Annotated in this window: 25 protein-coding genes, 1 pseudogene and 1 riboswitch; of the genes and pseudogenes, 14 read left to right on the top strand and 12 right to left on the bottom strand. The window is 67.9% G+C overall.

Features of this window, described 5'->3' with window-relative positions; genetic code table 11:
• Nucleotides 1-37: 37 nt before the first annotated feature.
• Entirely contained in the window at nt 38-1,279 is a 1,242-nt protein-coding gene (locus E5671_RS04920; protein ID WP_336605667.1) for a glycosyltransferase, read from the top strand.
• 88 nt (nt 1,280-1,367) lie between these two features.
• Complete coding sequence (locus tag E5671_RS04915) at nt 1,368-1,505, top strand: hypothetical protein (protein WP_160502615.1); 138 nt, start codon at nt 1,368-1,370, stop codon at nt 1,503-1,505.
• Between the two features lie 29 nt (nt 1,506-1,534).
• On the opposite strand, the pseudogene E5671_RS04910 reads toward E5671_RS04915, so the two are convergent.
• A pseudogene (locus E5671_RS04910) lies at nt 1,535-2,236 on the bottom strand (DUF899 domain-containing protein).
• A gap of 445 nt (nt 2,237-2,681) precedes the next feature.
• Here E5671_RS04910 and E5671_RS04905 point away from each other — a divergent pair.
• Genes E5671_RS04905 through E5671_RS04890 form a run of 4 tightly spaced genes read left to right on the top strand, consistent with a single transcriptional unit; the run spans nt 2,682 to nt 6,415 of the window.
• The gene (locus tag E5671_RS04905; protein WP_202121014.1) at nt 2,682-3,935 is read left to right on the top strand and encodes an ABC transporter substrate-binding protein; all 1,254 of its coding nucleotides are present in this window, start codon (nt 2,682-2,684) and stop codon (nt 3,933-3,935) included.
• Nucleotides 3,932-4,885, top strand: coding sequence for an ABC transporter permease subunit (locus E5671_RS04900; RefSeq protein ID WP_160502614.1), 954 nt, complete (start codon nt 3,932-3,934; stop codon nt 4,883-4,885). The genes E5671_RS04905 and E5671_RS04900 overlap by 4 nt, the downstream gene beginning before the upstream one ends.
• Entirely contained in the window at nt 4,882-5,733 is an 852-nt protein-coding gene (locus E5671_RS04895) for a carbohydrate ABC transporter permease (protein WP_160502613.1), read from the top strand. Before E5671_RS04900 ends, E5671_RS04895 begins: the two co-directional genes overlap by 4 nt.
• A gap of 43 nt (nt 5,734-5,776) precedes the next feature.
• Nucleotides 5,777-6,415 carry a maleylpyruvate isomerase N-terminal domain-containing protein gene (locus E5671_RS04890; protein ID WP_160502612.1) on the top strand — a complete coding sequence of 213 codons (639 nt, stop codon included), beginning with the start codon at nt 5,777-5,779 and terminating at the stop codon, nt 6,413-6,415.
• Between the two features lie 152 nt (nt 6,416-6,567).
• Here the strand turns inward: E5671_RS04890 and E5671_RS04885 are convergent, their stop codons facing one another.
• From E5671_RS04885 to E5671_RS04875, 3 genes are all read right to left on the bottom strand, one after another.
• On the bottom strand, nt 6,568-7,293 hold the full coding sequence (locus E5671_RS04885; RefSeq protein ID WP_160502611.1) for a LysM peptidoglycan-binding domain-containing protein: 726 nt from the start codon (nt 7,291-7,293) through the stop codon (nt 6,568-6,570).
• A gap of 2 nt (nt 7,294-7,295) precedes the next feature.
• Nucleotides 7,296-7,452, bottom strand: a riboswitch (cyclic di-AMP (ydaO/yuaA leader).
• 788 nt (nt 7,453-8,240) lie between these two features.
• Nucleotides 8,241-8,432 carry a hypothetical protein gene (locus E5671_RS04880; RefSeq protein ID WP_160502610.1) on the bottom strand — a complete coding sequence of 64 codons (192 nt, stop codon included), beginning with the start codon at nt 8,430-8,432 and terminating at the stop codon, nt 8,241-8,243.
• Nucleotides 8,433-8,517: 85 nt separating this feature from the next.
• Nucleotides 8,518-9,357 carry an alpha/beta fold hydrolase gene (locus tag E5671_RS04875; protein ID WP_160502609.1) on the bottom strand — a complete coding sequence of 280 codons (840 nt, stop codon included), beginning with the start codon at nt 9,355-9,357 and terminating at the stop codon, nt 8,518-8,520.
• 71 nt (nt 9,358-9,428) lie between these two features.
• Between E5671_RS04875 and E5671_RS04870 the strand changes: the two genes are divergently transcribed.
• Together E5671_RS04870 and E5671_RS04865 are read left to right on the top strand one after the other, a co-directional pair.
• Entirely contained in the window at nt 9,429-10,379 is a 951-nt protein-coding gene (locus E5671_RS04870; RefSeq protein WP_160502608.1) for a GlxA family transcriptional regulator, read from the top strand.
• 95 nt (nt 10,380-10,474) lie between these two features.
• Nucleotides 10,475-10,966 (top strand): EF-hand domain-containing protein, encoded by a 492-nt coding sequence (locus tag E5671_RS04865; RefSeq protein ID WP_160502607.1) that lies wholly within the window; start codon nt 10,475-10,477, stop codon nt 10,964-10,966.
• 70 nt (nt 10,967-11,036) lie between these two features.
• Here E5671_RS04865 and E5671_RS04860 read toward each other — a convergent pair whose 3' ends face one another.
• Nucleotides 11,037-11,630 carry a TetR/AcrR family transcriptional regulator gene (locus E5671_RS04860; RefSeq protein ID WP_160502606.1) on the bottom strand — a complete coding sequence of 198 codons (594 nt, stop codon included), beginning with the start codon at nt 11,628-11,630 and terminating at the stop codon, nt 11,037-11,039.
• A gap of 102 nt (nt 11,631-11,732) precedes the next feature.
• On the opposite strand from E5671_RS04860, the gene E5671_RS04855 reads away from it, so the two are divergent.
• Nucleotides 11,733-12,422: a nitroreductase gene (locus E5671_RS04855; protein ID WP_160502605.1), complete on the top strand. Its 690-nt coding sequence runs from the start codon at nt 11,733-11,735 to the stop codon at nt 12,420-12,422.
• A 152-nt stretch (nt 12,423-12,574) separates the two neighbouring features.
• Entirely contained in the window at nt 12,575-13,252 is a 678-nt protein-coding gene (locus tag E5671_RS04850; RefSeq protein WP_160502604.1) for a hypothetical protein, read from the top strand.
• A 36-nt stretch (nt 13,253-13,288) separates the two neighbouring features.
• Here E5671_RS04850 and E5671_RS04845 read toward each other — a convergent pair whose 3' ends face one another.
• Both E5671_RS04845 and E5671_RS04840 read right to left on the bottom strand, forming a co-directional pair.
• Complete coding sequence (locus tag E5671_RS04845) at nt 13,289-14,017, bottom strand: methyltransferase domain-containing protein (RefSeq protein WP_160502603.1); 729 nt, start codon at nt 14,015-14,017, stop codon at nt 13,289-13,291.
• 113 nt (nt 14,018-14,130) lie between these two features.
• Nucleotides 14,131-14,814, bottom strand: coding sequence for a TetR/AcrR family transcriptional regulator (locus tag E5671_RS04840; RefSeq protein WP_202121013.1), 684 nt, complete (start codon nt 14,812-14,814; stop codon nt 14,131-14,133).
• Nucleotides 14,815-14,925: 111 nt separating this feature from the next.
• On the opposite strand from E5671_RS04840, the gene E5671_RS04835 reads away from it, so the two are divergent.
• The gene (locus tag E5671_RS04835; protein ID WP_160502602.1) at nt 14,926-15,633 is read left to right on the top strand and encodes an NAD(P)-dependent oxidoreductase; all 708 of its coding nucleotides are present in this window, start codon (nt 14,926-14,928) and stop codon (nt 15,631-15,633) included.
• Nucleotides 15,634-16,284: 651 nt separating this feature from the next.
• On the opposite strand, the gene E5671_RS04830 is transcribed toward E5671_RS04835, so the two are convergent.
• Together E5671_RS04830 and E5671_RS04825 are read right to left on the bottom strand one after the other, a co-directional pair.
• Nucleotides 16,285-16,542, bottom strand: a complete 258-nt coding sequence (locus tag E5671_RS04830) for a hypothetical protein (protein ID WP_237330103.1) — start codon at nt 16,540-16,542, stop codon at nt 16,285-16,287.
• Between the two features lie 162 nt (nt 16,543-16,704).
• Nucleotides 16,705-17,121 (bottom strand): winged helix-turn-helix transcriptional regulator, encoded by a 417-nt coding sequence (locus E5671_RS04825; protein WP_160502600.1) that lies wholly within the window; start codon nt 17,119-17,121, stop codon nt 16,705-16,707.
• Nucleotides 17,122-17,252: 131 nt separating this feature from the next.
• Between E5671_RS04825 and E5671_RS04820 the strand changes: the two genes are divergently transcribed.
• The gene (locus tag E5671_RS04820; protein WP_160502599.1) at nt 17,253-18,104 is read left to right on the top strand and encodes an alpha/beta fold hydrolase; all 852 of its coding nucleotides are present in this window, start codon (nt 17,253-17,255) and stop codon (nt 18,102-18,104) included.
• Between the two features lie 90 nt (nt 18,105-18,194).
• Here the strand turns inward: E5671_RS04820 and E5671_RS04815 are convergent, their stop codons facing one another.
• Nucleotides 18,195-19,160, bottom strand: a complete 966-nt coding sequence (locus tag E5671_RS04815) for a helix-turn-helix transcriptional regulator (protein WP_160502598.1) — start codon at nt 19,158-19,160, stop codon at nt 18,195-18,197.
• Nucleotides 19,161-19,296: 136 nt separating this feature from the next.
• Between E5671_RS04815 and E5671_RS04810 the strand changes: the two genes are divergently transcribed.
• On the top strand, nt 19,297-19,692 hold the full coding sequence (locus tag E5671_RS04810; RefSeq protein WP_160509985.1) for a RidA family protein: 396 nt from the start codon (nt 19,297-19,299) through the stop codon (nt 19,690-19,692).
• Between the two features lie 60 nt (nt 19,693-19,752).
• Here E5671_RS04810 and E5671_RS04805 read toward each other — a convergent pair whose 3' ends face one another.
• On the bottom strand, nt 19,753-20,556 hold the full coding sequence (locus E5671_RS04805; protein ID WP_160502597.1) for an MBL fold metallo-hydrolase: 804 nt from the start codon (nt 20,554-20,556) through the stop codon (nt 19,753-19,755).
• Between the two features lie 132 nt (nt 20,557-20,688).
• Complete coding sequence (locus E5671_RS04800) at nt 20,689-21,489, bottom strand: SAM-dependent methyltransferase (RefSeq protein WP_160502596.1); 801 nt, start codon at nt 21,487-21,489, stop codon at nt 20,689-20,691.
• A 360-nt stretch (nt 21,490-21,849) separates the two neighbouring features.
• Here E5671_RS04800 and E5671_RS04795 point away from each other — a divergent pair, with 360 nt between their 5' ends.
• The gene (locus E5671_RS04795) at nt 21,850-22,107 is read left to right on the top strand and encodes a DUF5958 family protein (RefSeq protein ID WP_336606036.1); all 258 of its coding nucleotides are present in this window, start codon (nt 21,850-21,852) and stop codon (nt 22,105-22,107) included.
• Nucleotides 22,108-22,145 lie beyond the last annotated feature (38 nt).

The raw sequence follows: 22,145 nt of genomic DNA, 5'->3' as shown, positions 1-22,145 counted from the left end.
CCCGGTGCACGGTCGCGTGGTCTGACATCCTGACACGGTGCGCGTACTGATCGTGACGGCGGGAAGCTGGGGCGACGTCGCCCCCTACACCGGACTGGGCGTGCGACTGCGCGCGGCGGGCCACGAGGTGGTCCTCGCCACCCATGAACGCTTCGAACAGGCGGTGACCGCCCACGGGTTGGGCTTCAGGCCCCTGCCAGTCGACCCGCGGCAGGAACTCGCCTCGCAGGACGGCCAGGGCCTGGCCCGAGCGGTGAGCCCACCCGTGGCCATGGCGCGATTGATGCGTATGGCGCGGGCGTTCATGCCCCGGCTTACGGCCGGCGTCGCGGATGCGGTGCGAGAAGGCACCGATGTGGTCCTGAGCTCCACGGTCACCGACCCCATGTGCGCGGCGCTCGGCGAGGCACTGCGCCTGCCGAGCATCGGGGTCTACCTCCAGCCAGTGCACCCCACGGGCGCCTTCCCGCCGCCCATCACCGGCGCCCGGTCCTTCGGGTCTCACGGCAACCGCCTTGCCGCCCGGGCCCTGTGGGTCGGCAGCGACCCCATCTTCGCCCCCGCGGTCAGCGCCCTGCGCCGCGAACTGGGCCTGCCGCACCGGAGATTCAGCGGCCCGATGAGCCTGCCGCGCGGGCGTACCGTCCTGCACGGCTTCAGCCCGCGGATCGTCCCCCGCCCTGCGGACTGGCCCGCAGGGCACGAAGTGGGCGGCTACTGGTGGCCCGAGACCACGCCCGACTGGCAGCCCGAGCCACGACTCCTCGACTTCCTCGACGCAGGCCCGCCGCCGGTGTTCGCCGGCTTCGGCAGCTTCGTCACCGCCGACTCCCAGCGGCTGAGCACCCTGCTGGCCGACGCACTGCGCCGCGCGAAGGTACGCGGCATCATTCAGGCCGGCTGGAGCGGCCTGCACGCCGAGAACGACGACCTGATCACCGTCCAGGAAGTCCCACACGCCTGGCTGTTCCCCAAGACAGCTGCCGTCATCCACCACGCAGGCGCCGGCACCACCGCCGCCGGACTGCGCGCCGGCGCCCCCGCGGTCCCCGTCCCCGTACAACTGGACCAGCACTTCTGGGCCACCCGCCTGCACACCCTGGGCCTCTCACCGCGTCCGCTGCGCTTCCAGCGCCTGACCGCCGAACGCCTCTCCCAGGCGATCACCACAGCCGTCCACAGCCCCGTCCTGCGCGCCCGAGCCCACGCCACCGCCGGGGCCCTCGCCGGGGAGGACGGCACCCGCCAGGTCCTCGAAGCCATCGAGCGGCTCGGCTGACGGACAACGACAGCCTGGGGCCGGCCGGTGGACGCCTGGACGGGACGGCGGTGGCCACTCCGGGAAGACGGGAGGTTACGCTCACCGCATGATTATCCCGTTCATTGTGGGCGTCACCGTCCTCGCCACCGTCGGCGCCGTGGGCATCTGGGTGTGCCTGGAGTTCTGCAAGGCGTGCCGCGAGCGCAGGAGCACGCCCGCCGGGGCAGCCGCCGACGGTCAGTAGCGGGGTGGGCGGCTGAGCGAGAGGGGGCTTCACGATCCCCCCGATGACACCTCCGGGCCGTAGCGCGCGGCGATGTCCTCGGAGCCGGCCCATCGGCTGTAGGTGGGGGACTGCGGCCAGTCCTCGGGGGAGTCCTGCCACTCCTCCTGCCGCCCGTAGGGCAGCAGGTCGATCAGCGCGAAGGTGTGACTGAGCTGCTCGGTGCCTCGGCCGTTGGTGTGCCAGGTGCGATGGACGGTGTCGCCGTCACGCAGGAAGACGTTGACCGCGAATCCACCGCCGGGCGGCGCGCCCACGTCGGTGCCGAATGTGCTGTTCGCGGTGGAGTACCAGGTCATCTTGTTCCCGACCCGCCGCTTGTACGCGAGGGCCTCGTCGATCGGGCCGTGCGTGACGATGACGAACCTGGCGTCGTAGGCCTCGAGGAACTCCAGCCGGGTGAACTGCGACGTGAACCCCGTGCAGCCCGGGCACTGCCACTCCTTGCCGGGGAACCACATGTGGTTGTAGACGATCAGCTGTGACTTGCCGTCGAAGATGTCGGCCAGCCGGGCCGGTCCCTCCTCACCCTCCAAGGTGTAGTCGGGCATCTCGACCATCGGCATCCGGCGGCGCTGGGCGGCGATCGCGTCGAGCTCCCGGGTCGCGGCCTTCTCCCGGACACGCAGGTCGTCGAGTTGGCGCTGCTAGGTCTCGGCATCGACGACGGGCGGCAGTGCTTCGAGGGTCATGAGTGCCTCCGGTTCGCGGTGTGCACATATAGACCGTGCCCGGGCGCGGAACTCATCGCTCTCCGGCGATTTATCGCCGCCCGGGACCGCGCCCGTGCCGCGGATGGCGGTGGTGCGAGTCAACTGCTGTGCCTCGCCTCCGTCTTCGGGAGCGAAGAGGTGGGGCGCGGCTTCGCACGCTCGATCTCCACACGGTTGTACCGAGCGGGGCAGCAACACCCTGAGGGTTCTGGGCCCGTACGAGGACAGCAGCTCCTAAGGGCGACGAGCCGCTGTCGCACATCCTCAGCGGCATACCGGCGCTTGGGCAACGGCAAGAACAACCACTGAGCCGCGAGCCCCCGGATCAGCCGACACACGGCCGTAGTCCCTCTGTCGTAATCCGCCTGCATGGTTGATCGTTGGGCCGTCGGGATCAGCCGTACAGCGAACAGGGGGACGACCTATGACGATCAACCGCAGGGGACTGCTCGGGGCGGGCGCCGTGTTGGGGCTGCTGAGCGCATGTGGCTCCAACACGGGCCGGGACGATGGTGGTTCAGGCGACGGGCCGAAGCTGTCGCAGTGGTACCACCAGTACGGCGAGCAGGGCACCGAGCAGGCCGTGAAGAAGTACGCCGCCGCCTACAAGAAGGCGAACGTCACCGTCCAGTGGCGACCCGGCAACTACGACGAGCAGACCGCGGCCGCGCTCCTCACCGACTCGGGCCCTGACGTATTCGAGGTCAACGGCCCGTCCCTCGACCAGATCCAGGGCAAGCAGGTCGCCGATCTGACCGAGCTGTTCGACGGCGTCAAGGACGACTTCAACCCTGCCGTTCTCGCCCCGAAGACGTACGACGGCAGGATCTGGGGCATCCCCCAAGTCATCGATATGCAGATGCTCTACTACCGCAAGAGCCTGCTCGCCGACGCGGGGGTTCAGCCCCCGAAGACGCTGGACGAGCTCGTGGACGCCGCGAAGAAGCTCACGTCGAAGAAGACGAAGGGCCTGTTCCTGGGCAACGACGGAGGCGCCGGCGTCCTGGGCGGCACGCCCCTGTACGCCGCCGGTCTCGAACTCGTCACCGCCGACGGCAAGGTCGGCTTCGACGACCCGGCCGCCGCCCGCGCCCTCGGCAAGATCCACCGGCTGTACGCCGACAAGTCGCTGCTCCTGGGCGCGCCCGCCGACTGGTCGGACCCGTCGGCGTTCGTCCAGGGGCTCACCGCCATGCAGTGGTCGGGCCTGTGGGCCCTGCCCACCGTGCAGAAGGAACTCGGCGACGACTTCGGCGTCCTGCCGTTCCCGAAGGACGGCGCGGCGGGCAAGCCCTCGGTGCCCGTCGGCGCGTACGCCGCCGCGGTCAGCACGCGCAGCAAGCACCAGAAGGCCGGCAAGGACTTCCTCAAGTGGCTGTGGATCGACAGCACCGACCGCCAGGAGGACTTCGCCCTCGCGTACGGATTCCACATCCCGGCCCGTATGTCCCTGGCGAAGAAGGCTGACAAACTCAGCAAGGGCGCGGCGGCCGACGCCGTCCGCTACACCACGGACTACGGCCACGCCGAGCCCCTCCTCTGGACCCCCGCCAGCAGGAGTGCTTACCAAGATGCCTTGAGCCGGATCATCAAGGACGGTGCGAGCCCCGACGGCGAGCTCAAGAAGGTCGTGCGCAAGGTGTCCGCCGAGCTCGGCCGGGTGAAGAAGAAGTCGTGACCACAGCAGCCCCTCGCGAACAACAGGCAAGTGGGCGAAGGAAGTTGTGGGGACAGCAGAACCGCACCCTCTGGTTCTGGGTGTTCGTCGGACCCTTCCTGCTCGGCCTGGGCGTCTTCACGTACGTCCCGCTCGGCTGGAGCGTCTACCTCAGCTTCTTCGACGCACACAACACCGTCACCCCGAACGACTTCGTCGGCCTCGGCAACTACACCGAGATGCTGCGGAACGAGGCGTTCACCGACAGCCTGTGGACCTTCCTGGTCTTCTCGCTCTTCATCGTGCCCGCGACGTACGCGCTCTCCCTCGCGCTCGCCCTCATGGTCCACCGCCAGCGCCGTGCCCAGGCGTTCTTCCGCTCGGTCTTCTTCCTGCCCGCGGCCTGCTCCTACGTCGTGGCCGCGCTCATCTGGAAGATGTCGATCTTCAACGGAGTACGGTTCGGGCTCGCCAACACGGTCCTCGGCTGGTTCGGCGGCGACCAGATAGCCTGGCTTTCGACCACCGACCCGCCCTGGTACTGGGCCGTGATCGTCACCGTACGGCTCTGGCTCCAGGCGGGCTTCTACATGGTGCTCTTCCTCGCCGGACTCCAGCGCATCAGCCCCACCCTCTACGAGGCTGCGGCCGTGGACGGGGCGCGGCCCGGCTGGCAGGTCTTCCGCCACATCACGTTCCCGCAGCTGAAGGCGACATCGGTGGCGGTGGTGCTGCTGCTCGTCATCAACGCCTTCCAGGCGTTCGACGAGTTCTACAACCTGCTCTCGGACTCCCGCGGCTACCCGCCCTACGCCAGGCCCCCACTCGTCTACCTCTACTACACGGCGCTCGGTCAGGGACAGAACCTCGGTCTCGGCAGCGCGGGCGCCGTCCTGCTCGCCCTGATCATCGCGGTGGTGACGGTGGGTCAGGCGAAGTGGTTCGGGCTCGGCAGGAAGGAGGCGGAATGAGAGGCCACACGAGGGACGACGCAAGGGTCAGGGCGGGCCGCGCGCTGCGCCTCTCGCTGCTGATAGCACTCGCGCTCCTGTTCCTGATCCCCTTCTACCTCCTTGTCCGCAACGGGCTCTCGTCCGAGAGTGACATCACCTCGCCCGAGTGGACCTTCTTCCCCTCCTCGCTGCGCTGGGGGAACGTCAAAGAGCTCTTCGAAGACACCTCCGTACCGTTTGCGCGCTCCCTGCTCAACTCCTCGCTCATCGCGGTCGCGACGACGCTCGGCACGCTGCTGCTGGCCTCGCTGGCCGGCTACGGCCTGGCCCGCATCCCGTACCGCCACGCGAACAAGGTGTTCTACGCGATCCTCGGCACGCTGATGGTCCCGGCCTCCGTCACCTTCGTCCCGACGTTCGTCCTGGTGTCGTCGCTCGGCTGGGTGTCGACGCTGCGCGGTCTGATCGTCCCGACGCTGTTCTCCGCCTTCGCGTGCTTCGTATTCCGGCAGTACTTCCTCGGATTCCCAAGGGAGTTGGAGGACGCGGCGCGCGTCGACGGGCTCGGATACTGGCGCACGTACTGGCGGGTGGTGGTGCCCAACTCCCGGCCCGTCTTCGCGGCGGTGGGCACGATCGTCTTCATCGGCGCGTGGAACTCGTTCCTGTGGCCGCTGGTCATCGGACAGGACCGCGACGCATGGACGGTGCAGGTGGCCCTGTCGTCGTTCACCACGTCCCAGGTGATCAGGCTGCACGAACTCTTCATCGCGGCCGCTGTGTCGATCGTGCCGCTGCTCGTCGTGTTCCTGTTCTTCCAACGGTGGATCGTGGCGGGGGTGGAGCGGTCGGGCATTGACGACTGACTATCGACGACTGACTATTGACGACTGACTTACGATCTTCCGCATGCAGAGCGCGGACATCGCAGTTGACGGAGAAGACCTGCGCCGGGTCGTCACTCTGGCCATCGACACCCTGAGGGATGCAGATCCCGACGCCTGGGAGGCCAAGGCGGGAACGCTCGAGTGGACGTGTTGGGAGACGCTCGAGCATCTGGCCGACGATCTGTTCACCTACGCCGCGAGGTTTGGGCTCGCCAAGCCGCCGATGTCAACGGTGTTGCCGTTCCGGACGAGCAGTGACCGAAGTGGTGGGCCGGAGAATGTCATCTTCGTTGATCGGGCCTCGGGACCCGAGGGTCTCCTGACCATCCTGGAGGCGTGTGGAGGCTTGCTGGCGTCCGTGCTGCGCACGGCACCCTCAACCACCGTCGCTCACCACGTCTTTGGGCCCTCGGACCCAGAGGGCTTTGCTGCCATGGCAGTCGTTGAAACCCTTGTGCACACCCATGACATCACTCAGGGGTTGAATCTGGAGTGGTCGCCGCCGAGGGATCTGTGCGAACGGGTCCTGCAGAGGCTCTTTCCCCACGTCGCCATTGACTGTGACGTCTGGCAGATCCTGCTGTGGGCGACGGGACGCACCGCCCTCCCTCATCGCCCACGACTCACCGAGTGGCGCTGGTACGGCACGAAGGGCGTGTGAGTGCCCACCGCGCGACTGGGGCGAACGCATATTGGTTTGCCGCCGGTCAGCCCTCTCGGATAGGAAGCCGGCCCCGGACAGGCCTGAGCCCCGGGCGCCTGGCGCGCCGGGGCTCAGAGGGGACGAGAGGGATGATGCGAGGGGGGTGCGGTCTAGTACGGGCCGTTCACGTTGTCGATCGAGCCGTACCGGTCGGCCGCGTAGTTGCAGGCGGCAGTGATGTTGGCGACCGGGTCGTAGCTGTCCAGCGAGGTGCCGGGCACGTGGTAGGCGTCGAACGTGGGGCCGATGACCTGCAGGAGTCCCTTGGAGGGGGTTCCGGCCACGGCGTTGGAGTCCCAGTTGTTGATAGCCAGCGGGTTGCCGGAGGACTCGCGCATGATGTTGCGGTGGATGCCCTCGTAGGAGCCGGGGATGCCGCGCTGGGCCATGATGTCGAGCGATTCCTTGATCCAGCCGTCGAGATCGTTGGTGTACGACTTCTTCGCCGGGGCAGAGGCGGGCTTCGCGGCTGCGGTGTCCTTGCGCTCGGAGCGGTCTGCTCGCTCGGCGGTGGCCTTCTCGCCGAGGGTGAGCTTGATACCGGGGTGGATCAGTGCCGGGTCACCACCGAGGGCGTCGCGGTTGTCCTCGTACAGCTTCTTCCAGCCGCCGCTCAGCGAGTGCTCTCGGACGATCTTGGAGAGGGTGTCGCCCGCTGCGACGACGTAGGTCTTCGGGGCAGCGGCGGGCTTGGCGGCCGGGCCTGCCTGCGCGGCGCTGGCGGCGGTCGCGCCGAGGACCGGGAGCACGAGCACGGCCCCGCCCGTGCCTGCGGCGGCGATGCCACGGGTGAGTGAGCTGGACTTGGGACGGCGGTGCTTTCCCTTTGCAGGCATGACGAATTCCTCTCCGTCGCCTACGAGGTGAGCTGTCGGGTTCGGACGGGAGATGTCCGGTCGCACTGCGCATGCGACTTCACCCCGAGCCGTTCCGGAATCCGGATCGGCGGCTTACCTGGGTCCCCCGCTCCTGCCGAGCGAAAGTGAGTGATGGGAAGGGTTTCCGGACAGCGGCAGGATTCGGCGTTCCATCCGGATTGACGGTGACGTTAAGCGAGAAAGCCCGGACGGAACAAGAGCGGAATTCGAATAGGGAATGCGCGAGGCCAGTCCTTGATGACCGGAACCGCCCACTTTCTTTGATCAAATAGCCCCAACTTTCTTTACGCAGAACGGAAGTGCGCTCAGCGGCTCCCCGGGAGGCGCGAGCTGTTGGTGTGACCTATTCCACTGAATGGGATGCGGGCTGGAGGGCGACTCGATGGCGTATCGGATCGCGCCATTTCGCATGAGTATCCCGCAATGCAGGCATGGCTTTATATACATTACCAATACTGAGCAAAAGCATTTCTTACGGGCAAGATGGACATGGTGCGAAGTTCACTTTCCCTGCCAAAGCGGGCATATTGAATGGTCCGGGTCCTGCTGCGCAACGCGCATAGCGCGAGTGCCAGCCGCTCCCGACGTCACCGAGGCGACAGCGCACGGCCTCACTCACCAGATCGAGCAGCTCCCGGCATCTAGAGCCGAAATGGGGAAATCAATGTCGACGAGGGGGCGGAGGTTGGAGATGCTCAATCCCCGTATTGGGGCGACCTGTTGTATTCCCTATCCGATCTGCATTTTGAGAATCCCGACTCTTCGCCCGCTCCGCCCACACGTCGAACCTCTGGTCCGTCATGCCACCACGATCCCTGACTCTCGCCTTGGTGCAGGGCGAGTTCAGCCGCATCGAAGCCGAACCGGACAGCCCTTCCGCACACGCGGCCGGAACCGGCACAGCGCTAGATGTCGCTGTCGCCGCTGGGTAGTTCGTTATGGCCTTCACTCCAGTTGTTGACCCACCCGCACACCCCGCACGCGTAGCGGCCGTTGACGCCCGATACCTCGGTGCCGCACCGGCGGCAGTCCGTCGTAGTGATCTCCTGAGATTCCAGGAACGCCATGGCCAGCGTCTGGGGCCTTTCGGATGTCATGACCCCGACCCTATCCACGAGGCTGACGGCGACCTGGCGAGGGGGCGCTCGCGCGTGAGGATCCAACCGGGAGGGGCGTCAGCCTCTAGGCGGTGAAGAAGTCGACGAGCGCGCGGGCGATCTCGCCGGGCGCGTTCTCTGTGGGGATGTGCCCCGCATCTGGAATACGTACGAGCGCGGTGTTCGGGATCTCCGAGGCGAACCGCTCGGCGTACTCCACCTTCTCGAAGGCATCCTCCTCGCCCCAGATCAACAACTTGGGCGTCGTGGACCGCCGCAGCGCGGGCGCGAGATCAAGGGTGTAGCGGCTGTCGGCCGCGCCTGCCAGGGCCATCCAGGAGCGGCGTACCCGCGCATCGGTCCACGGCTCCAGATAGTCCGTGATCAGCTGCTCGGTTGCGGCGCCGGCCAGTGCCGCCGTCACCGCCCGTCGGCGGGCGTCGAGAACGTCGTCGGCGGTGGCCCCCGCAGCGTCCCCCGGGCTCCGGAACCGGGCCACGTGAGGCGCCGGCCAGGAGTCGTAGGTGACCGAGTTGACCAAGGCCAGCCGGGACACCTCCAGCACATCGTGGACGAGGAGATGCTGGGCGACGGCGCCGCCGATGTCATGACCCGCCACGGCGATCGGCCCGGAGATCTTCAGGGCGGACGCAAATCGTGTCACCCAGTCCGCAATGGCCGGGACCGTGGCAGTTTTCAGGGTGAGTTCGCCTCCCGAGCGCCCAAGCCCGGGGAGATCGACCGCAATAGGCCGCAGCCCCGCCTCAGCCAGGCGGTCCATCACAGGGAGCCAGACCCGGCTCCAGTACGTTCCGTGCAGCAGCAACACGGCGGGGCCGTCCTGCTCCACGGTCAGATAGCTCGCTGATTCGCCGTCGACCTGGACTCCGGTCCTCAGCACTCCCGTTTCGCTCGTCTCACTCATGGGACCACTGTGACCCGGGCCCGGCCGCCCGGCCCAGAGTCCAGAAAGACACCGGCGGGTACATTCCTGCCATGAACCCGCATCGGGTAGTGGCACTGCTCAACCCGCCCCAGTCGCCCTTCGAGCTCGCCTGTGCCGCCGAGGTCTTCGGCCGCGTCCCGCAAGATGCGACGGCCCGCTACAGCTTCCGGATCTGCGCCGAGACGCCTGGACCCCTGCGGACCACCGTCGGCTACGCGATGCTCGTCGACGCCGGGCTGACAGCCCTCCAAGAGGCGGACACCGTGGTCATCCCCGGCTGGCAACCGCCCGGCGCTCCCGTGCCGACGACCGTCACCGAGGCACTGCAGGCCGCCCACCAGCGAGGGGCGAGGATCGTAGCCATCTGTACGGGGGCGTTCGTGCTCGCGCAGGCCGGACTGCTCGACGGCCGTCGCGCCACCACCCACTGGCGCGACACCGCCCAACTCGCCGCCGCCTTCCCCGAGGTGCAGGTGGACCAGGACGTGCTCTTCGTGGACCACGGCGACGTGGCGACCAGCGCCGGGACCGGCGCGGGCATCGACCTGTGCCTGCACCTGGTCCGTTCCGACCACGGTGCCGCCTACGCCGCGCAGATCGCCCGGCACATGGTCCTGCCGCCCCAACGCGAGGGCAGCCAACTCCAGTACGCCGCACAGCCCGCACCGGCCAGGACGGACGAGTCATTGGCGCCGCTGCTGGAGTGGGCCACCTCCCGCCTCGACACCCCCCTGACCCTCGCTCGCCTCGCCGAACACGCCGGACTGTCCAGCCGGACCCTCGCCCGCCGGTTCACCGAACAGCTAGGCACCAGCCCGGGCCAGTGGATGCTCGCCCAGCGCCTCGACGCGGCACGGGTGCTGCTGGAGCAGACCGACCTGCCGGTCGAAGCCATCGCCACCCGGGTCGGACTCGCCTCGGCCGTCAACCTGCGCCGCCGTTTCCGGGCACATCTGGGCACCACACCGGGCGCGTACCGACGGATCTTCAGCGAAACGTGAGCGTGTGGCTGGGCGTCGGCCTATGGGCGTCGGCTGTGGAAAATGCCCCAGCTGGCATATACGTCTGCGCATACACCTCAACGACTGACCACGATGTGGACGGCGACGAATTGGTGGACCGTCAGGACACCGTCCGTCGCGCCGAGCAATTGATCGCGGGCTTGCACGAGCCCGCTGAGTCTCACCGCGCGCGAGCTGTTCTACGAGGAGCGCAGACGTTCTGGGAAGGAATGGCGAAACTGGCAGGAATCCGCGAGGACGGCTTGATGACGGAAACGGCGTTTGTCGACGCCCTTGAACAGGCCGTTGAGACCGGAGTGATCACCGAACTCGTGGGACCGGCCGTGGAAGCCCACGTCGCACTCGTGGACCGTAACGGCGACGGTGTGGTGAGCCTTGAGGAGTTCATCGTCGCCCAGCAGGTGTTCGGGCAGGGCGGACAGATCGCGCGCGATGCCTTCGCGGCGATGGACCGGGACGGCGACGGGAGGGTGACGGTCGACGAGTGGCAGGAAACAGTGCTCGAGTTCTACACGAGCACTGACCCGGGCGCCCCGGGAAATCTGGTGCTTGGCCTGCGAGGCTGAGCGGCCTCGCGGTTGCCCATGGCGTCCCGAGCGGGGACTTTGACTTTGTCCACCGCAGCCGGCTGCCCCGTCAGCTCGTGCCGCGTAGTGCGCGGTCGAGGAGGACTTCCGCTGCCGCCCGCGCGTGCCGGCCGTAGTCCGCTTCTCCCAGCACCATGGCACGACTGGCCGCGCCGTCCGCGAGGGTGACCAACTGTTCGGCGAGTGCGGCGGGTTCCCGGCAGCCCAGTTCCCTCACCAACGCGGTGACCAGCCGCACCATCCGCAGTTTCTGTTCGCGGGCGTAGGAATGGACCGCGTTGTTCGGGTCGGGGAACTCCGCGGCGGCATCGATGAAGGGGCATCCGCGCACCGGGGCCCCGACCGCCACGGGCTGGTCGAACAGTCCCAGGATCCGTTCCCTTGGGGGGAGTTCCTCGCGGGTCAGCACGCTCTCCAGGGTGGCGCCCGACGACGCGAGGTCCTGAAGGTGGGCGATGACCAGATCGCCCTTGGTCCGGAAGTGCGCGTAGAGCGTGCGCTTGGACACCGGCGCTTCCTCCGCGACCTGTTCCATGCCGGTCGCGTTGATCCCCTGAGTCGCGAACAGTTGGGCGGCGGCAGCCAGGATGCGCTCCCGGCCCCCACGTCCCCGCCGTTGAGGTGCCGTAGTCGTCGTGCCCATGGAGCAAGTATACGTCTGCGTTTACTTCGACGGCTCGGCTCGCTAAGGTCGACTCCAAGGTAAACGCGTCCGTTTACAAGTCTCGTCACCGAGGAGTGCTCCATGCGAAAGCCGGTCCCCACCGAGCTGAGCGGCTGCGCGGAGAAACTGATACGCGGCCGTCACGCGACACGCGCGTTCCGTCCGGAGGCTGTGCCTTCAGACGTAATACGCGCGATCTTCTCGCTGGCCGGTGCCGCACCGTCCAACTCCAATGCGCAGCCGTGGCAGGTGGAGGTGGTGAGCGGTGCGGCGCGTGAGCGCCTGGCGAATGCCTTGCAGGCGGACCACGCCGAGAAGCGAACATCGGTGGACTTTCCGTACTCCGAGGACATGTACGCGCAGGTGCACCGGGCCCGCCGGGCCGAGTTCGGCAGCGAGCTGTACGGAGCGCTGGGCATCGGCCAGGACGACCATGCGGCACGTGCGGCTTATGACGCGGAGAGCCTGCGTTTCTACGGGGCGCCGCACGCCGCTTTCCTGTTCGTCACCGGTGACGGCGGGGCGCGGCTGGCAGCGGACGTCGGCGCCTACATGCAGACCCTGCTCCTGGCGATGACCGCGTACGGCGTGGACAGTTGCCCGCAGGGACTGTTGAGCTTCTACGCCGACACCGTCCGAGCCGAACTGGGAGTCAGCGTGGGCAAGTTGCTCGTGGGCGTCTCCTTCGGTTACGCCGACGAGACCGCGCCAGTGAACCGGGTGAGTACCGAGCGTGCCGCGCTCACGGCGACCACGGCCTTCCACGACTAGGCAGCCTCCCCGGCGTGCACACAGAGGAAGCAGAACGGCGCGCAAGCCGGCAAGGCGTGCTCCGATGCGCCCGACGCGATCGGTGGACCCGGTCGCTGTTCGTCAGGAGGGTGGGCGAAGAAGCCCGTAGCTTCCCCTGCGAAGGAGAGCCCGTGATCCACATCAGCGAAACGCTCGCCCTGCAGACCGTAGAGGACTTCCTGACCCCCGAGGAGTTGTCCCAGCTCCGCAAGATCATGGACGACGAGCAGCACACCACCGGCTGGACGCCGCGCTTCCAGGCCGAGGTCGTCCTCGCCCCCTCACCCGCCCAGGAACTCCTGCGGCACGCCACCGAACGCGCCCTACCCGCCATCCAACGGGCCATGCCATCCATCCAGGCGTGCGCCGACTGGGGTTACACCGAACTGACCTCCGGCGGCCGAGTCCCTACGCACCTCGACGGCATCCCCGCCCTCGGCACCATCCCTCACCGGATCGGCCGTATCGGCGTGGTGCTCGAAGGGGCTGACACCGGGGGAGAGTTCTACATCGAGACCACCTCCCACGACGGCGTCTGGACCGGAGCGGTGGCCGGCGAGGCAGACGGTTTCCAGCCGGGCACAGCACTCACCCACAAGCTGCCGCACTCACCAGGCCCGGACGTCCACCAGCACGACAGCGAACCGGAGTGGCTGCGCGACGCGGCACGCAGCCGTTGGATCACCGACGCCGGGCCCGGCGTAGCCGTCGCCTACGGCGCCCAGGTCATCCATGGCGTACTGCCCGTACGCGCAGGCCGCCTGCGTAAATTCGTCACCGATCTTCTCGACTCACCCGCGAACAAATAGAGCACGGCCGGACCAAGGCAGGGACGCGCGAGGGCTTCATCGCCGGGCGTACTGGTGGAAGAGTCCGTCGTTGCTGACGCGTTCGTGCCGGAAACCGGCCTGTTCCATCAGGGAGTTGGCCTCGTCCTGGGTGAAGAGGCGGTAGGGGGAGCGCTGATGGGCGACGGTCCGGCCGTGCTTTCTGACGAAGTAGTCCTTGATGAACCGGTTGTCGCCCAGGGCCTGGATGTGCTGTGAGTAGAGGAGTCCGCCGGGCAGTTCGCGGTGGTGGTTGACGTGGGGGCCCTGGGCGGCCAGCAGCAGAATGCCGCCGGGCCGTAGGGCGGCATGCAGGTGGGCGAGGGCTTGGGAGTTGTCGTCGTCCGACAGGAGATGGCTACCCAGCATGGTGTGACCCTGGCTCTGGCCCTGGTGGTGGTCGTGGATGTGGTACCAGACACCGCCGACGGAGAAGGCGACGTCGTACTGGGTGGGCAGTGCCATGTGGAGCACGTCCTGCTGGATCAGGCGGACGCGGCTGCCCAGCCTCGACCTGGCCTGGGCGAGCATGCTCGCGGTGTGGTCAATGCCGGTGATCACAAGGTCCGTGTCTGCCAGCCGCAGGAGCTCCTCGCAGACCAGGCCCGTCCCCACGCCGACCTCAAGGAGCAGCCGACGGTCTTGGACGAGATCGAGGAGGGTCCGGGTGTACGCGTCGTAGTCGTAGTAGCCGGACGTCACGATCAGGTCGTAGTGGTGAGAAAGCCCCGCATAGGAATCTGCCACGAGCGGGAACGTAGTTGCTGTGCGGCATCTCGGCCAGAGTGTCTTTACGGCCACAGGTGTACGTCTCCGGTGATCCGCCGCGTGACACCGCCCGGTGGCTCTCAGCGACAGTACTACGCGCTCGCGTCCTCGTCCGGGCCCAGGGCGTCGAGGATGAGGGTGAGGCCGAAGGTGAACTCGTCGGCGTAGTCGTAGCCGGGCTTGAGGGCGTGCTCGGTGGCGAGTTCGGTGAGGTGAGGGTAGGCGTCGGCAGGCATCTCGCGCAGGATGGCGCCAGCAACCTCGTCCAGCTCCGCCGAGCTGCTGAACGGCAGGCTCAGCTCCTGGATGACGAAGCCGTACAGGTAGCTGTCGATCAGTGAGAAGGCGTGCGCGGCCATCGGTACGGAGAACCCGCTGGTGCGCAACGCGCCGATGACGGCGTCGTGATGGCGCAGGGTCGCGGGGCCGGGTCGGGTGCGGGAGTCCATCAGGGCGACGGCCCACGGATGGCGACGGAGCACGGCACGGGCGGAGGCCGCTCGGTGGCGCATGGCGCTCTTCCAGTCCGTGTCGCGCGGCGGCAGGTCGATCTCACCGAACACCGCGTCCACCATGCCGTCGAGGATGTCCTCCCTGCCCGTGACGTGGTGGTAGAGAGACATCGCCTCGACACCCAGCGGTTGGGCGATGGCCCGCATGGTCAGCGCGGCCGAGCCCTTCTCGTCCGCAACTGCCACCGCCGTGCGGATCACGCGCTCGCGGCTGAGCGGGGTGCGTGCCGACGCCCCGCGCCGACTCTTCCCTCCGTCACGCATCCGCCTCTCCCTCTCCCTCTCCTCTTCTTCCCGCTCCGATTGACGGCCTTACAGCATAAGGCTAGCTTGCCTTACAGCATAAGGTCGGCATACCGACGGAGAGGCTGCGCCATGGGCACGGAGCGAATGAAGAAGGTCTGCATCGTCGGAGCTTCGGGGAAGCTCGGGCAGTACATGGTCCGGCACGCGCTGGAACGCGGTTACGAGGTCGTCGGCGTGTGCCGGGAGCGCAGCGTGCCGAAGCTGGCCGAGTTCGAAGGCCGGATGACCGTCGTCCCCGGGCCGACGAACGACCCGGAGGTGATCCGGGGAGCGGTCGCCGGGTGCGACGGGGTACTGACGGTGCTGGTGCCCTGGGGTGTGCAGCAGTACGCCTCGGGCACGGCGCAGGCGGTGCTCGACCACGCACGGCCGGGCGCGCGACTGGTCTTCTCCTGCGGCTGGCACATCACACGCGACGGCAAGGACACGTACTCGTGGACGTTCCGGGCGGCCGTCCGGATCGCTGCTGTGCTGGCCAAGCTCGTCCGCGCCGTCGAGATAGACGACCAAGTGGAGGCGTGCCGCCGCGTGTTCGCCAGCGACACCCGGTGGACGGTGGTACGCGGCAGCACCCTGGAGGAGGGCGAGAGCCAGGGCCTGCCCGTGTGGAGCCGGCACGTGGGTGACCCGGTGCTGGCCAGCAACCTGACACGCCGTGTGGACTTCGCACTGTTCATGGTGGAGGCGCTCACCGACGACACGCTCGTCCAGGAGGCACCGGCGATCGTCGGCTGCCGCACCCCCAGCGCACTCGCGCACAATTCGACGGTAACGTAGCGCTCTTCGGGCGGCTCAGCTCCCGGAGTCCTAGAGGCGACTGCCAATGAATCCCCGTCGTACGACTGCTCGTTCCGATGCCGAGACGCACGAAGTGTGGCGGCTTCCCACTGCTGATGCCGTTCGGGGGAGCCGGGCGCTGTGGTGGAGTGTCGGGGCGGCCGGGGAGCTAGCGGTCCGGTTGGTGCACCGGCGGCACCTTCGTCACAGCCGTTACGTCAAGGGGTGGCTCGGGTGGGGGCCGGAAGTCCCCTTCACCGGTGAGCTGGTCACCGTCACGGGGCAAAGGGAGCAGCGCACCGTGGTGGAGGACATCCGGATTCACCCCAGCCCTACGGCGGCCACCCGGAGTCGGGAGCGGGCCTCGCGGGCTGGAACACCCTGGGCCAGGCGTCCTGGGCTCCCGAGGGACGGCTGCCCGACCACCCACTGCAGGGTTGCACCGCCGCGACCGAGAACGAACAGGTATGGCTCGTTTGGTACTCCGGCAGCAGCAGAGGCGGCACCTACCTGACGCAGATCACTCCATCCACCGGCGACGTCGTCAGCTACCGCAGCCCCGTCCCCGCTCCGGAGGGCTTCGCGGTCCGAGGCAACCGGGCGATGTTCCTGTCTGCCTGTCCGCCTGCCGGAGATGGCTGGCTCCGGGAACTACTCGCTCTTCGGGTGGATCCATTCGTAGATGGTTTCGATGGCGTCGAGGAGGTCCTGAGAGGTACGGAGATCACGATGCTGCTGTCGGACCAGGCCGGTTGCCACGTCCCCGTACTCAAGTTCGGCTTCCCCGCTGCTCCAGACGATGAGTGCGGTGAGACGGGCATCGGTTTCGAGCGTCATCCACGCGCTGGTCTTGGCTCGGCCATCGTCGGGCGACTGCTGGAGGTCAGCGGTGATTCCGCGGGAGCGCAAGCGTTCCTCGCGCTCAGCGAACCAGGCCTGGAGTCTCAGTGGCAATCCAACTGAGATGTGATGACTTTCTCCGTGTTGTCTCATGGTGGCCGGTGAAATCCTGTGTTCGGTGTTGCCGCCATCAACGAGTGGCTGTGGCCATCGCTCTTCCTGTCAGGTCTGTCAGGTCTGTCGGGCCTCGGCGAGTCGGTTACTGCGGTCGATCTCCGGCATGTGTGTCTCGGCCCAGACCCGCAGGGCGGAGAGTGGCCCTTCGAGGGACAGGCCGAGCTCGGTGAGCCGATAGTGGACGGCGGGCGGCACTGTGGGTTCCACACGGCGCGCGACCAGGCCGTCACGGACCAGACTCTGCAGCGTGACAGACAGCATCTTCTGCGAGATGCCCGGAATGCGACGCCGAAGTTCCGCGAACCGGAGCTCGCCTGGATCCGCCTCGGCCAACACCTTGACCACCATCGACGTCCACTTGGTGCCGATACGGTCGAGCAACTGGCGGGTCGGGCAGAGCGGGTCCAGCAGATCACCGCGCTCACTGGGCTCACCGCCCTCACCGGACCGCCGACCGGGTTCGCCGGGCATGGACGTGGTCACCCGGGGCTCACCACCTGATGGGAAAGTGCCGTCTTGGAAGGACCAGGCTAGTTCCCTAGCGTGACCCTGTCACCATTCCTCACCGCCCCCCCCATTCCTCACGCCCCTGGAGCCCTCCCATGCCCGAACTGCGACGCGTCTCTGTCAACGGTGTCGAACTCAACGTGGCCCTCGCCGGATCTGGCCCGGCCGTCCTGCTACTGCATGGCTTTCCGCACACCTGGGAGCTATGGACAGACATCATGGCCGACCTGTCCGACCGCTACCGCGTCATCGCGCCGGACCTGCGCGGATTCGGCGCGAGCAGCCCGGCCGCCTCCGGGTACGACGCCGGCACCCTGGCCGAGGACGCCGCAGCGCTTCTCACCAAGCTCGGTGTGTCTTCTGCTGCAGTGGTGGGGATCGACGCGGGTACCCCGCCGGCCTTCCTCCTCGCCCTACGCCACCCCGGTCTCGTCCGACGCCTGGTCGTCATGGAGTCCGTGCTGGGCGGGCTACCCGGCGCCGAGGACTTCCTGGCCGACGGACCGCCGTGGTGGTTCGGCTTCCATACCGCCGCGCCCGGACTCGCCGAGACCGTACTGGAAGGCCACGAGGCCGCCTACATCGACTGGTTCCTGCACACCGGCACGCTCGGCGACGGAGTGCCTCCTGCCATCCGGGACGCCTTTGTCCACGCATACACGGGCAGCCACGCGTTGAACCGCGCGTTCTCGTACTACCGGGCCCTGCCGGAAAGCGCACTGCAGATCTCGCACGCCGTCACCACCGCCCGCCTGACGGTGCCGACAATGGCGGTGGGCGCCCAACCTGTCGGCGCTGCACTGGAACGCCAACTCCGCCCCGTCACCGACGACCTCACCGGCCACGTCATCGAGGACTGTGGCCACATCATCCCACTGCACCGACCGAACGCCCTGCTCATGCTGTTGAATCCGTTCCTGGCCGGTGAGGACGCGATTGCGGCATGACCGGGCCCGGCCAGCCGCCGACATTCGAGACAGCTCGTTGTGGGACGTCAGGGCCGTCGACGAGCGCGCACTCCGTGAGCTTCGTTGCCACTATCCGTAGCGGGTGGCAAGCGTGGTGGCGCGGTTGCGTAGGGAGGTGCGCAACGACTGCGGGGCCAGGGCTTCCGCGTCCGTGCTGAGTTGCCACAGAGCCCATTCGGCATGTCGTAGATCTTGGAAGGTCGCCTCCAGTCGCAACCAGCCGTCTGCGTCGGGTTCTTCCGCGCGGACGGCCAGCGCGGTGCCCAGCAACTCCTCCCGCCGCGCCGGGTTCACCCGTACCAGCACGGTGATGTGGTCGCTGCCGGAGAGGAACTGTGCGGAGCGTTCCCGCCAGATCCGGTCCAGATCGACCCGGTTGGGTCGCTGTGCCGCTTCGGGGAGTTCCTCGGCGGCCGACACCCGCGACAGCCGGTAGGTGCGGTCCGCGCCGGATCTCGTGGCCAGCAAGTAGCTCCGGTCGCGTGCGGTGACCAGTCCGATCGGGTCGACCGTGCGCCACTGCGGTGGCTGGCCGGTGGCCGCGTAGTGGATGCGCAGCTTGTGTCCGCTGAGCACCGCGCGCCGGACCACGAGCATGGTGGTGTCGGGCACCTCCTCGGTGACCAGTCGGCGTGAGAGCAGGTCGGTCTCCGGGTCGACGAGAAATCGCTGGGCCGCGTCGCTCGCGGTGGCCCGGTGGCTTTCGGGCAGCGCGTCGACCACCTTCCGCATGGCCGAAACGAGCGCCGGCCCGAGGCCGAATGTCTGCTCGCCGCGGACCGATCCGGCGGTCAGCAAGGCAAGGGCCTCGTCGTGGTTCAGTCCGGTGAGCTCGGTGCGGAAACCGGGCGACAACGCGAAACCGCCGTGCCGGCCGCGTTCGGCGTAGACCGGGACACCGGCGGCGGACAGCGCCTCGATGTCGCGCAGCACGGTGCGGGTGGATACCTCCAGCTCGCGGGCGAGTGTGTCCGCGGTCAGCTGACCGCGCTGACGCAGCAGCAGTACCAGCGAAACCAAGCGGTCGGCGCGCATACGAGAACGCTATCGAAATACATGACCAAGGGTGTCGTGATTTGCTGCGAGGCTCGGTTGCACGACGTCGAAGCCGGCGGCTCCCGAGCCGATGGCCGTACGTACTCCCCATGAATCGAATGGAGCTGACGTGACAATGGAACGAACGGCGGTCAACCCGGTGACGTGGTCGGTGGATATGGGGTTCAACCAGGGTGAGGTCGTCTCCGGGCACACCCGGACCCTGTACATCTCGGGGCAGACCGCGATGGACGGCGACGGCAAGCCCCAGCATGACGGTGACATGGCGGCGCAGATGGCGCTGAGCATCGACAACCTGGAGGCCGTTCTCGGCGAGGCCGGCATGTCTCCCGCGAACCTCGTCCGGCTCAACGTCTACACGACCGACGTCGATCTGCTCTTCCAGCACTACGGCGTGCTTGCGGCGCGGTTGGGCGCCGCGGGGGTGGCCCCGACCACCACGATGCTCGGGGTCACGCGACTGGCGATCCCCGGCCAGATGATCGAGCTCGAGGGGACCGCCGTCGCGTGACGCGCGCCGAGGGGTGGATCATCCGCAGCAACTGCGGAATGACCGACACCGCCGGGCAGGTCAACGGGCGATGAACGGCTCGGTCAGGTGCGGGGTGGCGAGGTAGAGGGTGCTGTCGGCCCGGCTGCGGAGCACCTGTTCCCTTGAGGACCTTGCCTGCTCAGGGTCCATTTCGTGGGCGTAGGCGAGTTCGGGGTGGAGCAGCTGGATCGCGTGCACGAGCAAGTCGCCGGTGACGGCGACCAGTTCGCGCCCGGAGGTGACGAGTACGCTCTGGTGCCCAGGAGTGTGACCGGGCGTGGCGAACACGCGCTCGCCGCTGCGCAGTGGGGTGTCGCCGTTGAGCAGCCGTAGCTGCTCGGACTTGCGGAGTGGATCGATCATGGTGGACCGCAGCTGCGGGTTGACCTCCTCGATCGCGTCGAGTTCGGCCTGCTGCAACAGGTACTCGGCGTTCGGGAAGAACGGCCGAGTCTGCTCGCCGCCGACGACAGCCCAGCCCACGTGGTCGGTGTGGAGGTGCGTGAGTACGACGGTGTCGACTTCGGATGGATCGATAGCCGCGGCGGCCAGCGAAGCCGGGAGCGCCCCGGGCACGGGCGCCCATGAGGCCGCCGGGCTGTCGGCCGGGCCGATCCCCGCGTCGACCAGCGTCACGCCCTGGTCGCTGCGGACCGCGAACGCGCGGAACTGGAGCCGCCAGCGCCCGTCGGCGTCGAGCGCGCCGGGATCGAGCTGGTCGGCCGCCGCCCACTGCTCGGTGGTGGCACTGGGGAACGCCTCCGACCTGGGGGAGAAGAAGGGGCCCTCCCCGTCGGCGAGCGCGATGACGGTGTACGGGCCGATCTGAAGGGAAGGGGGCATCCCACAGATAGTGCCACCAACGGACGGCCCAGGGGCCCCGTGAACCACATCAAGAAGATCAAGAGGCAGCTCTACGGTCGAGTTTGAGTCGGGGAGCCCGCGGGCGAGACTCCGCCCGGGGTGCGCAACTCGTCAGTGCTTGCGTGCCACCGCCCCGTACATGGCGATGGCCCGGTCGTCGATGCCGTCCTGCTCGGGGCCCGGCCGCCACTTGTGAACCTGGGTGATTCCGGGGTCGATCAGGTCCATCCCGTCGAAGAGGGAGGTGGCGGTCGGCAAGTCGCGCAGTGCCATGGGCATGCCCTGCCGGGCGTACTCCTCGGCCACTCGGCCGACCTCCTCGGGCGCGAAGTCGGCGGTGCCGATGGTCATCGCCAGGAAGCTGCCCGACGGCAGCGGTTCGAGCAGTCGCTGCACCAAACGCCGGTCGTCCGGCGGCAAGATGAAGTGCAGGATGCCAATGATCATCAGGCCGACCGGCTCGTTCACGTCGATCAGCGCACGGAATTCGGGACTGTTCAGGATGGCGTCCGGGTCGTGCATGTCAGCGTCGACGTAGGCGGTCGCCCCCTCGGACGAGCTCTGCAGGAGGGCGCGGGCGTGAGCCAGGACGATGGGGTCGTTGTCCACGTAGACGACGCGGGACTCCGGTGCCACTTCCTGCACCACCTCGTGCAGGTTAGGGGCTGTGGGCAGGCCTGTGCCGATGTCGAGGAACTGCCGGACACCTTGCTCCCGGGCGAGGAAGTGCCCGGCACGGTGCATGAAGCGCCGGTTCTCCACCATGTGCACAGGCAGCGCCGGCCAGTGCTGGCACATGACGTCGCCTGCCTCTGCGTCGACGAGGTAGTGGTCCTTGCCTCCAAGGATGTAGTCGTACACCCGCGCCGAATGTGCGGTCGTGGTGTCAATCCGATCGTCTGCGCTGTGCATGGGCCGCTCCGCTCTCCACCGCCGACATTGGTCTGTCAGACGCTACAGCGGGTCGAACCGCTGCTCGACCTGGTTGAGGCGCTCTGGGCTGCTTACTTCGGCCAGCACTGTTCGCGGCCAGTTGAGATTTCCGAAAGGGGGCCCGGTTGGTGGGGAGTTGTCTGGCGGGGAGCTGTCACGGGCCGTTGCCGTTGGCTGCCCGGCGGGGACAACGGTCGACTGACGGCGCCGGAACCCGCAACGGCTGACCTGAGGACTTCGGCTCCAGCTGGGCCGCCGTCAGAGCACCCCGTCCAGCGAAGCCCTCAGCGCGGCGCGCCGCTTGTCCAACAGGAGGCACTCATGACCTGACGCGACGTCATCGAGGACGGACCGGAGAGGAGGATCCGCCGTGCCGAACTGCGCTCGACACATACGCCCGCGGTGCTCATCACCCGCGGCCGCATCGACCAGCAACTGGGGAAGATCGCCGGCCTCGCCCCGCTCGACGAGCGCCGCAAGGCGATTCGGCTGCTGATCGCGGTGTTGGCGATCGTTGATGAACGGCGCCGCGTGCGCTACTGCTCCGACGGATGCGGTCACTGGTGGCACAGCCTGTCCGCCGTGAATCCCGCCTGACCGATGAGGCCGGGCGAGCCTTGTGGGGCGATGGGGTC

The sequence above is a fragment of the Streptomyces sp. BA2 genome (assembly GCF_009769735.1).
Lineage (GTDB): Bacteria > Actinomycetota > Actinomycetes > Streptomycetales > Streptomycetaceae > Streptomyces.
Note: the sequence above shows the minus strand (reverse complement) of the source record. Positions and strands in the feature narration are given on the sequence as shown.